Genomic DNA, 11,844 nt, shown 5'->3' with positions numbered 1-11,844 from the left:
GGGTCATTTTCTCGATGAAGGATGAGGTTACGCCCTCGTGCTCATTCAGATACACCAGGCCCTTCATGCCATCCGGCAATGCGTTGACCTGGCTAGCATATTGAACGTCAGCCAGATTGAAGCCGGCGGTTGCGATTTCCGTGGCAGAGCCACCCGAGGCGTAGTGCAGAGTCGCCATCCCATAATCCTTCTTTGATTCGATAGCGCCCCGCGGATGTCTGCCTACTAGAGGGTGTATATTAGCGCCAAATCACATACCTGCAGCCTCTGATAGAATGGTTGATCGGTGCCAGGATTGTCGGATGGCATCCAAGAAAGATGCGTCGGAATCACTTGCCGAATGGGCCGATAACCAATTGTTTTGTAGAAATTGCTTCGACGTGTCTGAACCAACTCATTCATGTAGGATTATTGTTAGTGGTACAAATTGAAGTTTTAATTTGCAGAAAGGCCGCGTTATGATGATATTGCGAGGCGATAAGGGAAAAATGTAGTATGCGCGTACATGGGGGCGGATTCGGGGGGCCTTAAGCTGACGTTATAGCCAAGCCATGCTCTATGTGGACGAGACCGTTTTGTTGTGGACAGATGTGAGCAGGTGCTCACTGAACATCTGATTTAAATCCCTAAATGAGATTTGCGAACACCGGAGATGGTCGGTTTTGGCTATCTGCCGCTCCCCGAGAAGGCAGCTTTCTGTCAGGAATGTTATGACTGAGTGGCGCCTTCCACTTGCCCCCACGTGACCACTTGGAGTGCATCAGGACGTTGGGATTGCGGTTACCGAGGGACCGGTTTGCGGTCCAGTGATGCGGTGCCCACCAAACCAATCCTCGAGCTGATTGATGTCAAGATCGATGAGTTCGCCCGGATGCTCCCGTTCATAGCCGCGCGCGGGTTCCGCCACCAAGGCGCCCAGCTTTTTTAAAGCCCAACCGGCGCAGAACACGGATGATAGTGCCTGGCGAGACGCCGGCCTCGGCGGCGATCTGGTTGGCCATCCAGCACTGACCGCGCAACCGTTCGCTCATCTCGTTATCGGCGCAGCTGAAGCGGGAGAGATGAGCGATCTCGTGATCGCGCCTTTCCTTGATGAGATCGGTCAACCACTTGCCCTGCTTTCCCGGCCCGGACCGGATAGACAGGCTGCTGAAAGCTCACATCCAGTGGTCGGATACGTGGGTCCGGGGCAGCAATCAGCCCACGCCAATAAAAAAAGAGTTGCCGTGACTGACTTTCCAAGGCGTTCCCTAAGGAACCAGGACTGCCCTATACTGCCAAATGCGAAATCCTGCGCCACCATCCAGCCAAAGTTGGAACGCATCTACATCCAGCAGGCCAACGAAGCATCGGAGGAAGTACTGGATATGTGGAACGTAGACCGCCGAGGTTTTCTCGGCCTTGTGGCGACTGGGCCCTTAGCTTCTCATCCCTCAGCTAACGCCGATTTAGCTCAGACCAAGCAGACCAGCGTTCAGGCCGCTCAGGCAGCGATAGACGCTGCGGCACAAGGTGGTGCAAACTCCGATATCATCGAAGCATTGCGAGCTCTGTTGGGCGGACTTGCTAGTGACGCCGTCAGCCAAGGGAACGTCCCTATCTACGCGACGGTAGCGGGCCTGCCGGCGCTCTCTATTCCAATCGGCATCAGCGCTTTGCGTACGAACGGCTACGCTGTCGTTGGCGATGGTGGCGCTTGGCCATTGGCGATCGAAGTGGAAAACAGCGGTGTCATCGCACCTTGGCAAGTTCTTTCCAATGGTGACACACGGCGGTGGCAACTCAAAACGTATGAGATCGTGCTTGAAATGTTCGGAGGGAGACCCGATGCTGTCTACGCGGGAACCGCACCTAATCAGATGCTAATATCCGGAACCGACAACGTTCCTGCGATACAGGCGGCCCTCGCTTACCTCGCAACGCTCAATACGAGCCGGAATGGTGGGGGCAGAATTCAACTTGAATACGGTCAGTATTATTTCTCAAAACCTGTCAACCTGAAGAATCGGACCCATTTAGTCGGCCGAAACGCCGCAGGGACGGCAGGCGACTTCTGCACTGAAATGATCTTCCCACAGAATAGCGACGGCATCACGATAAACGGCAGCGAGACAGTCGATGACAGGATCCAAGCACCCAGCACATCCAGTGCGGGGGGATCACTGATCGAATGTGTCAGCATTCGATCTCTCGGAGGCGCTGACCGGACCAAGCACGGTATCCGTGTGCGATCTCGCTCGCTACTGCGAGACGTCAACGTCATTAATTTTCCTGGCAATGGAATCCACATCGTTGCAGGCAGCAAGTCTAAAGAACCCGATCGAAGGGGAAACGCCAATTTCTGGCGGATCGAACGCGGATATATTGCAGGAAACCAACACGGGGTCTTTGTAGATAGCTCTGACGTGAATGGCGGCTACGGGATAGGTCTGACATGCTACCACAATCGTGGGGCTGGGATCTTAGACAGTTCGTTTCTCGGGTGTGACTGGTTTGCCTGCGGCGCCCACGGCAACGGACTTCTTTCCTGCTGCAGCTATAAAGGAAACCGCTATTACGCGGTGTCGGAGACATCGGCTGAGTTGCAGAAGACCGAGCCGGGTACAAACGAACGAGTCTGGGCACTGGAGGGGCCCGGTGGCGTAGTTGGGCGATATCGCGATTGGACGCCAGGTAACAAGTTGGAGTGGTTGCGCGGTGGTCCGATCATCGTGGCTGATGACAACAGCAGTTCAACTGTATTCGGTGGCTATCTCGGTGAATCCAACCAGCCGCCGGCGGTTTTCAGTGACAAGAATATGAGTCTCGGTGGCTTCCGAGGTGCCGGTTCAATCGGCAACGGCCTGCAGGTGGGAAACGGAGTCGCCACCAATTTCAAGTCTCTGGCGACCTCCGGCCGCGTCGATATAGCCAATTCTGCGAGTGGAGTAAGCGAAAGCTTGTCGCTCCACAACGGAGGAAAACTGAATAAAAAGCGCGGCGCGAGCATTGCCTTTTACGTCTCCTACAAAGAGGATGGCGCGACAAAACGGCCGGCCGGATCCATCGTCGGCCGCGCCACAGGAAAGCAGGCGGATTGCTCAACTGCGATTGATCTAGTTTATTTTGATGGCGGCAAACAAGCCCTTGTGACCTCAGCTAGTTTTGGGGAACGCGGAATTATAGCAGGAGTGGACACTGCTTTCGATTTAGGATCGAATAACGCCCGATGGACAAACGGGTATATTCAGCGTCTTCGTCCTGGCGATGGCGACGTCTTCTGGACGAGTGGCGATGGCAGCCCCGAAGGCAAAGTCGAAGCCCCGGTAGGGTCGCTTTATACGAGAACAGATGGCGCACCAGGGACAACTTTGTATGTAAAGGAGGCCGGGACAAACAATACAGGCTGGGTGGCGAAGTGAACGCGAAACCTACACTGACACGCGCGCTATACATGTCGATGTAATCTCCGATCGCTGCTCGTTGTTCCGAGCTTATGAAGGGGTAGGTCCTCGCCCTTAGTTCTGGAGGCGAAATGTGGATGTTTAAAGCCGCGGGCAGCGCAAAATATTGCCATTGTCCAACGGTTCGCTGGACAGAGAGTTCGCTGCAGGCTGTTGAAAAAGGCGCTCGCCATCGGTTTGCAACGATGATTCATTGTCTCCGAAGGGATTCGGAGACGGATGCATGGCGAGGCGGAGACGAACAGACAGGCGAACTGTTCAGCTACGTGGACTTGAGGCGCGGGTGCGACGCGATCATCCGTTGCGCCGCATTCGGGCGATTGTGAACGAGGCCCTTTCGGCGCTGGGGCCGGAGTTTGCGGCGCTGTATTCACCGATCGGTCCGCCGTCGATCCCGCCGGAAAAGCTGCTCAGGGCGATGCTGTTGCAGGCGTTCTATTCAATCCGCTCGGAGCGGCTTTTGATGGAGCGGCTGGAATACGATCTTTTGTTCCGCTGGTTCGTCGGCATCGGTGTCGACGACGCAGCCTGGGACCATTCGGTGTTCTCCAAAAACCGTGACCGGCTGCTTGAGGGCAACGTCGCAGCGAAGTTTCTAAGTGCAGTCCTGGCGCAGCCCAAGGTGAAGAAGCTCCTTTCCACGGATCACTTCTCGGTCGACGGAACGCTGATCGAGGCCTGGGCGTCGATGAAGAGCGTGAAGCCGAAGGGCGGTTCGGGCGAAGATGACTCAGGCGAGCCGCCGGCTCAGGACGGCGGGCGTAACGCGGAAGCGGACTTCCACGGCGAGCGACGGTCGAACGAGACGCACGCCTCGACCACCGACCCCGATGCCAGGCTCTACCGCAAAGGGCGGGGCAAGGAGGCTAGGTTGTGCTTCATGGGACATGGGCTGATGGAGAACCGCCATGGCCTGCTGGTCGATGCCTGTCTGACGCTGGCCGACGGGCATGGCGAGCGAGTGGCGGCCCTGCATCTGATCGAACCTCGCGCCGACCGGCCGCAGGCGATCACGCTCGGCGCCGACAAGGCCTATGACGCGGAGGACTTCATCAACGAGCTGCATTCGATGAGGGTGACGCCGCACGTGGCGCAGAACACGAGCGGCCGCCGTTCCGCGATCGATCGCCGGACCACGCGCCACGGTGGCTATGCCGTCAGCCAGTGCATCAGAAAGCGCATCGAAGAGGCGTTCGGCTGGATCAAGACCCTCGCCGGGCAGGAGAAGACCAAGTTGCGCGGCCGCGACCGCGTTGGATGGGCCTTCACCTTCGCGGCCGCCGCCTACAATCTGGTGCGGCTGCCCAAGCTCTTGGCGGCGCCGAAATGACCGCGCCCGCGGGCTGCCAACTGATCGGCCGGTGGCGGATCATCGAAGCCGATCTGTGGGATCGCGGTTACCTGAACCTCGGTGGACCCGCAACCATTACCATCGGACCCGACAACAACGGCGAGATCGCCTTTGGCGCCCTGCAAGCCGGCCTCGATCTGAGCTACGGCCCCGGATGTGACGAGATGGACGACGTCACAGGCGATGGCCATGCCGAATTGCTCGACAACGGCTCGATCGAGATCACATTCGCCTACCACAACGGCGACGAAGCCATCCTCAAGGCAGTACGCCAGACTTCTTCAACAGCCTGCTAGGCCGTTCTCTCCGCGCGGAAGCATTTCGAATTTTGGTAGTTTCAGCCATTGCTCTAAAATAACAAACGGCCAGCTAATCTAGCGTAGCAGAGCCCGCCGACATTCCTACGACCCTACGACCTAATGCTTGAACCGTTGAGCGTGACAGCGTGACCTGCCATGGGCAAGTTCCTCCATCTGAGATTAGATTAGAGTCCGGGCCTTGATTGAAGGATGGACTGATGAAGAGAAAGCGGTTTACGGAAGAGCAGATCATCGCGGTTGCGTGAGCACGAAGCGGGGGCGAAGGCGGGCGACCTGGCGCGCAAGCATGAGATCTCCGAGGACACGCTGTATAACTGGAAGGCGAAGTATGGGGGGATGGACGTCTCCGATGCCAAACGGCTGAAAGCCTTGGAAGACGAGAACGCCAAGCTGAAGAAGCTGCTCGCCGACCAGATGCTGGAAGCGTCGGCACTGCGCGAGCTTCTTTCAAAAAAATGGTAGGGCCCGCCGCCAAGCGAAGCCGTCGCGCATCTGCAGGCCACGATGGGCCTGTCGGAGCGGCGGGCCTGTTCCTTTGTGGCGCTGATCGCAAGATGATCCGGTATCGTTCTTGTCGCCCTGAGGCGGCACTGCGCGACCGGCTACGCGACCTGGCGGCGCTTCGGCTATCGGCGGCTGTTCATTCTGCTCAGGCGCGAAGGCGAGGCATCGGGTATCAATCGCATCTACCGGCTATACCGCGAAGAAGGACTGGCCGTGCGCAAGCGACGCTCCAGGCGCCGAGCGGTAGGGACGCGGGCACCGATCCTGGTCCAGGCGAAGCCGAACGCGCGCTGGTCGCTGGATTTCGTCCATGATCAGTTCGCCTGCGGCCGGCGCTTCCGCGTACTCAACATCGTCGACGACGTGACGCGCGAATGCCTGGCTGCGATCCCGGACACCTCGATCTCCGGCCGCCGAGTGGCGCGAGAACTGACGGAATTGATCGCCCGGCGCGGCAAGCCGGGCATGATCGTCTCACGGCACCGAGTTCACCTCGAACGCGATCCTCGCCTGGTCGAAGGATCATCAGGTGGAATGGCACTTCATCGCGCCGGGCAAGCCGATGCAGAACGGCTTCTGCAAAAGCTTCAACGGGCGGATGCGCGACGAGTTGCTGAACGAAACCTTGTTCTTCGGCCTCGACCATGCCCGAACAACCATCGCCGAATGGGCAGACTAAAACCGATCGCGCCCACATTCGGCGCTCGGATAGATCACGCCTGCGGCCTATGCCGCCAATCTCACCGCGACGGACGACTGGCGGCGCAACCCCGACCAGCTCCGCCGATCACCCGTTGCTCAACCCGCGCCATACGGAAACCCGCCGAGGCTCTAACTGCAGCCGGATGAAAATTCGGTGGCAGGTCAAGCGGTGCTCCATTGCGTTCCGCGCCCGATTTTCCCGATTTGCGCCAGGACGGGCACATTTGCCAAGCGTTATGAATTGTTTCGTGGCTCTTATTGCAATGCTGACGTTCCGCCGCCCCGCGCCATACTGCAGGAAACCAGGAAACGCGATCGTCGTACGTGGTGTGCAGCCCGTCGCAGTACGACTCGAAGATGCCGACCCGGCGGTGGGAATCGAACAATCAAAGCCGCTTCCCGGACCCCACTGGAAAGGCCTAATCGCTGTCTGCCGGTGGCTCGGCAGACGTTTAGAATTGCCGCTTTAGCTGATCAGCCACCAGACGATCGGAGCAAATATCACAACGATGATGACCAGAAGCCACAATGATGGGCCTTCGTTTCCGTCGAGAGGTTCCTTATGATCAGACATTGACATCTTTGATCCGAGGCAGTCGTTAGAAAAAAAGGGGGACAGGCGGCTCGGGGGTTACAAACCCGTCGAGCGAACAAGCGATCTGTGACCGACCCACTTGAACCGGCCTTCGGCCGCGCCCGCTGGCCTGATTAGTTCAATCCCTTGAAAAGCTCAACCACAGAAGGCCAGCATGCTAAGGCCCCCTCAACGGCAGTTCAGGCGTCTTCCTCGTAAAGATCGGCTTTATTGCGCCAGCTCAATCAACCCGGATCGGCCGCCGATTTCCGCAACAGCAGCATAACGGGTGCGCTGCGAGACCGCCTTCCAACAGGCGCGCATGTCGTCCGAAAAAGTGATGTCGTCTAGGATAATAATGGCGCCCGGCGCGCAGCGCCGCTCGACCAGATCGAGTTGCGCGAACACGAACTCACTGGTGTGAATGGCGTCTATAAATGCCATGTCTATCTTCGCGGGAAATTGATCCAAGACGGCAAGATTGTCCTCAAACGTCCCTTTCGTGAGAGTGAACTTGTCGCTGATCCGACATAGATTCGATTTGGCAATGTCAGCCCATGCATGATTCGGCTCGAATGTGAGCAGGTGGCCACTGCCATTTGCCTCGATACCGGCCAGCCAGTACATACCAGAAACGCCGAAAGCAGTTCCGAATTCAACTATCAGATTCGGCTTTTTATCTATTGTGGCCCAAGCATAAAACCTGCCGACGTCAGAGCTTGTACGGACTTGGTTAGACGTGCGGCCAGTCGTTGTGTTTGTAGGATAATTTTTGACTTGTGAGAAGCCCTCCCACAGCGGCTTTTCACCCAAGCTTTGGGTCTCGGTCGCAATTGCTTCGATTTCGTTGAAAGTCGAAATAACTTGTCGGTTAAGAGACGGCAGTCTCGTGGCGCACCATGATCCAGGCATAGCTCGTCTGACGGCCACTTTCTGCGGTGTCTTGAGAATCTGCTCCAGCGGCGCTCGCACGATGCGCCTGATGATTTTGTTGGCAAGTTTAAGCATAGCGCCGCCCCTCTAACGAAGTCAGCCCTACTTTCCATGGGCGGCGTCGATTGGCAACCCCGGCAAGAAGGTGACCATGTAACGCAGCCCCAGACAGTTTGCCACATTGGCAAGCGCCATCCACATAGACGCCATAGAACGCAAATCCTAGCGTACCGTGTCCGAACCCCGCCACATCGACACCGCTGTTGGCCAAAGTATGATCGTTCATGGAAAGCGCAGCTACGCGTTAGCCAAATCGCGCGTCACGTCACTCAGGCCAGTGCTGTGTATGCATCGAAAGTACTGTCGCAATGCAGGGTCGCGACACAAATTTTTGAGGTCGAGCGTGGTTTGGCAATATGGCCAGGATTGTGGGGCGTGGATCCTAGATCTGCGGCGATCAATCCCCTCGGATGGCACTTCCGATTCGGCGCACGGCAAAACTGATTGATTGATCACGACCGCAAAGTCGGAAATTGCGAACAGCCTAATTGAGGCGGCACCGATTGAATCGATGAATGAGCGATGGTACGTAGCGCGCTCCGCAAGGCCAGCCTGTTCTAGGTGCGTCAATTGTGTCGTCGAGAGGGTTTCACTTGCCAATCTTAGTCACAGGTGCAGCTGGCTTTATTGGAAGCCACGTTTGTCTTGAGCTTCTGGAACGTGGCGACGACGTTCTGGGTGTGGACAATGTGAACGACTATTATGACCCGAGACTGAAGAGAGCACGGCTGGCGCGCTTAGCCGGAGCCTCAAGGTTTTCCTTTCTTGAAATTGATATCGCGGAGCCGATGCTACTTGCGCGAGCTCTAAGCGGGCAGAACATAACCAAGGTCGTTCACCTCGCGGCACAAGCTGGGGTGCGCTATTCGCTAGAAAATCCCCGAGCCTATATCCGGTCCAACATCAGCGGTCACCTTGAGGTTTTAGAATTTTGTCGTAGCTGCCCCGGCTTTGAGCACTTGGTCTATGCGTCGTCGAGCTCGGTCTACGGGGGCAACCAGAAAGTGCCGTTCAGCGAGAGCGATCGGGTCGATCATCCGGTGTCGCTTTACGCGGCCACCAAAAAGTCAGATGAATTGATGAGCCACACCTACGCTCATCTATTTGGTCTGCGGCAGACCGGTCTGAGATTTTTTACGGTCTATGGTCCCTGGGGGCGGCCTGACATGGCCTATTGGATATTCACCAAGGCCATACTTGAAGGCAAGCCGATCCGCGTGTTCAACAATGGCGAGATGCGGCGCGATTTCACCTACATTGACGACGTTGTGGAGGCGATTGTTGCCGTGGTTGACAAGCCGCCTTTGACACACGCTCCGCCCGGCAGAATCTACAATGTTGGGAACAACCAGCCAGCTCGGCTCGGCGACTTCATTGATATCTTGGAAAGTCTGTTGGGTGTAAAGGCAAACCGCCAATCCGAGACCATGCAGCCCGGCGATGTGGCGCAGACCTTTGCCGACATGACGTTGTTGGAGCGAGATTTTGGATTCAAACCGCGGACTTCACTGGAGAGCGGCCTGGGCAAGTTCGTAAATTGGTATCAATCGGAATGGACAGGAGGACTGTGACAATCAAGCCAAGGTCATCGAGCAAATCGACATGCCAAAGATAGGAACTACTGCTTCATACAGTCGCAAGCCCCACTAGCAATGCTTTAATGTCCGTCGGAATTCTTTGGTTGGCCGCACAAAACGCTTTGGCTTATTAGTTGTTTCGCGAGATCGACCCTTTCTCAGTAAAACATTGAGCGACGACAAATTTGTTGAGTCTCGGGGCGACAGGGCCGTCACAAGGCGTAACGACCCCCACTGGCTTGCAGGTGACTATCTGCGGCGGGGCCGCACAAGATCACGTGCTTGGAACCGACCATGATATCTCTAATGTCCTTTTTGAGGAGCGTGCCGCTAAAAGCTACAGGGCCATCGACTCTGATGGGCGGAGATCGTCTTTGGTCATTTGCTTACAGGAGGGTAAAGATGCCCCAGGTAAACAGCGCGAAAAATAGAGCTAGAACGGCGTACAACCGCCAAGACATACCTGATTGCCCCATGGTTCATATATGAGCGGCCTTATTTGCCGCGGAAAGCGATCAAGCATAGATACTAGCGGCCGCGAATTACGCCCATCGTTGGCTGTCAGCGGGCACGACCTCGGCTTGCATGCTCTCGAAAGGGGGACTGATTTATAATCAGCCGCCAAGTCGCCCAACCAACAAGCGAGCTGGCACAACTGACGGCCGCCAGACGGCCGCCAACGACGAAAGCAGTGGCGTGATTCAGCTTATCGTAGTGAAAACCAGCATCGAGTCCAAATTCTTCAAGACACTGCACGGTAGAAGCGCAATCGCAAGTGCGGCAAGCAGCATGACAAAAAAGCTGTTCTTTTGGAGGTCGACTGTAATCTCATTCTGTTCCAACAAGTGAACTGTCGCGGTTGAACCGTGGTGGGCAAACCTCGATTCCTAACTTTCTCCAAGATCGCATTCGAAGCTTCGAAAATCAACCAAACCAATTGTGCGCTGCCACAATGAAGTCGCGATCCTCGAGGGGCGCAGATTTCCGGTCCAGAATGGACCCTGAGCGACCCGAGACATAGATGACGTTTTGTACCGGACACATGGTGTCTCCGGGCTGTACACTTTGCCCTTCCCGAGAGATGGGTGACAGTTCATTCCGGGCACATGGGTTACACAATCGGGCTTTTTGCGGGAGAGCAAAATGCCCTGCAAGGAGTGTAACCCGATGGATGAGCGTCTCAAGTTCGTCGCCCGCCTACTGGACGGCGAGAAGATGGCACAGCTATGCCGTGAGTTCGGCATCTCACGCAAGACCGGCTACAAGATTCTTGGCCGCTACAATGATTGTGGGCTGGAAGGGCTGACGGATCGCTCGCGCCGACCTTACCGGCACGCCAATCAGCTTCCTTTCCAAATCGAGAAGCTGATTGTGCGTGCCAAGCAGGACAAGCCGAGCTGGGGCGCGCCGAAGATCAGGGAGCGGCTGGCTCGGCTCTACCCGGATGTCCACGCCGGCGATCTCGACGGTGCACGCGGTGCTCGACCGCCATAGCCTGGTCAAACGCCGCAAGCGCCGCTGCAACAGGGCGCAAGGGACGGCGCTCTCGCATGGCTGCCAGCCCAACGACCTATGGTGCGCCGATTATAAGGGCGAGTTTATGCTGGCCGACCGGCGTTACTGCTATCCGCTGACGATCAGCGACTTCGCCAGTCGTTATCTGTTGGCCTGCGAGGCGCTTCACACCACCAAGGAGGCCTATGCCTTCACCGTGTTCGAGAGAGTTTTCAACGAGTTCGGCCTGCCCAGCGCGATCAGGACCGACAACGGTGTGCCTTTCGCCAGCCCCAATGCCCTCTTCAACCTGTCCAGGTTGTCGGTCTGGTGGCTGAGGCTCGGCATCGAGATCGAGCGCATCAAGCCCGGCAAAGCAGAACGGCCGCCATGAACGCATGCATCTGACGCTCAAGCTCGAAACCACCAAGCCGGCCGGAAGCAACTTCCTGCAGCAGCAGGCTAGGTTCGATGACTTCGTTCAGGAATTCAACACCGAACGCCCGCACCAGGCGCTCGATATGGCTTGCCCAGCCGAGCGCTACAGTGCCTCACCACGGCCCTATCGCGGACTACCCGACCTCGAGTATCCCTTCCACGACAAGGCCGTCACCGTCACCACCTGCGGCCGCATCTGCTTCGACCGTAAGAAGATCAATCTCAGCCTCGTCTTCGCTGGCCAAAAAGTCGGCATCAAACAGGTCGACGACCGAATCTGGCTGGCTAGCTTCATGGATTATGATTTGGGATACTTCGACGATGAGACATGCAGGCTCGAACCACTTCAAAACTGTAGTGCACCCCTCGGGTGAGACAGAGATCAGTAACAGTTCTCTGTTTCTGAGATCGCCGCAGGGGCTTCCCGCCGCGATCGTATTAGGCCGGC

5 protein-coding genes and 3 pseudogenes are annotated in these 11,844 nt (G+C 56.9%); 6 read left to right on the top strand and 2 right to left on the bottom strand.

The genetic code is table 11. The annotated features are described in order from the left end of the window. Positions 1–881 precede the first annotated feature (881 nt). Positions 882–1,106 (bottom strand): hypothetical protein, encoded by a 225-nt coding sequence (locus NKH98_RS32285; protein ID WP_352904236.1) that lies wholly within the window; start codon positions 1,104–1,106, stop codon positions 882–884. A gap of 207 nt (positions 1,107–1,313) precedes the next feature. On the opposite strand from NKH98_RS32285, the gene NKH98_RS32280 reads away from it, so the two are divergent. The 4 genes and pseudogenes from NKH98_RS32280 to NKH98_RS32265 all read left to right on the top strand — a co-directional run bounded on the left by NKH98_RS32280 (position 1,314) and on the right by NKH98_RS32265 (position 6,453). Beyond that, positions 1,314–3,401 carry a hypothetical protein gene (locus NKH98_RS32280; protein ID WP_352904235.1) on the top strand — a complete coding sequence of 696 codons (2,088 nt, stop codon included), beginning with the start codon at positions 1,314–1,316 and terminating at the stop codon, positions 3,399–3,401. Positions 3,402–3,628: 227 nt separating this feature from the next. Next, positions 3,629–4,773 (top strand): annotated as a pseudogene (locus tag NKH98_RS32275) (IS5 family transposase). Continuing rightward, positions 4,770–5,090: a hypothetical protein gene (locus NKH98_RS32270; protein ID WP_352904234.1), complete on the top strand. Its 321-nt coding sequence runs from the start codon at positions 4,770–4,772 to the stop codon at positions 5,088–5,090. The pseudogene NKH98_RS32275 and the gene NKH98_RS32270 overlap by 4 nt, the downstream one beginning before the upstream one ends. 221 nt (positions 5,091–5,311) lie before the next feature. Further along, positions 5,312–6,453 (top strand): annotated as a pseudogene (locus NKH98_RS32265) (IS3 family transposase). A gap of 669 nt (positions 6,454–7,122) precedes the next feature. On the opposite strand, the gene NKH98_RS32260 reads toward NKH98_RS32265, so the two are convergent. Then, positions 7,123–7,902: an O-methyltransferase gene (locus NKH98_RS32260; protein WP_352904233.1), complete on the bottom strand. Its 780-nt coding sequence runs from the start codon at positions 7,900–7,902 to the stop codon at positions 7,123–7,125. Positions 7,903–8,480: 578 nt separating this feature from the next. Here NKH98_RS32260 and NKH98_RS32255 point away from each other — a divergent pair. Both NKH98_RS32255 and NKH98_RS32250 read left to right on the top strand, forming a co-directional pair. Next, positions 8,481–9,458: an NAD-dependent epimerase/dehydratase family protein gene (locus NKH98_RS32255; protein WP_352904232.1), complete on the top strand. Its 978-nt coding sequence runs from the start codon at positions 8,481–8,483 to the stop codon at positions 9,456–9,458. Positions 9,459–10,607: 1,149 nt separating this feature from the next. Continuing rightward, positions 10,608–11,770, top strand: a pseudogene (locus NKH98_RS32250) (helix-turn-helix domain-containing protein). Positions 11,771–11,844 lie beyond the last annotated feature (74 nt).

The organism is Mesorhizobium sp. M0833, assembly GCF_040319905.1.
Lineage (GTDB): Bacteria > Pseudomonadota > Alphaproteobacteria > Rhizobiales > Rhizobiaceae > Mesorhizobium.
Note: the sequence above shows the minus strand (reverse complement) of the source record. Positions and strands in the feature narration are given on the sequence as shown.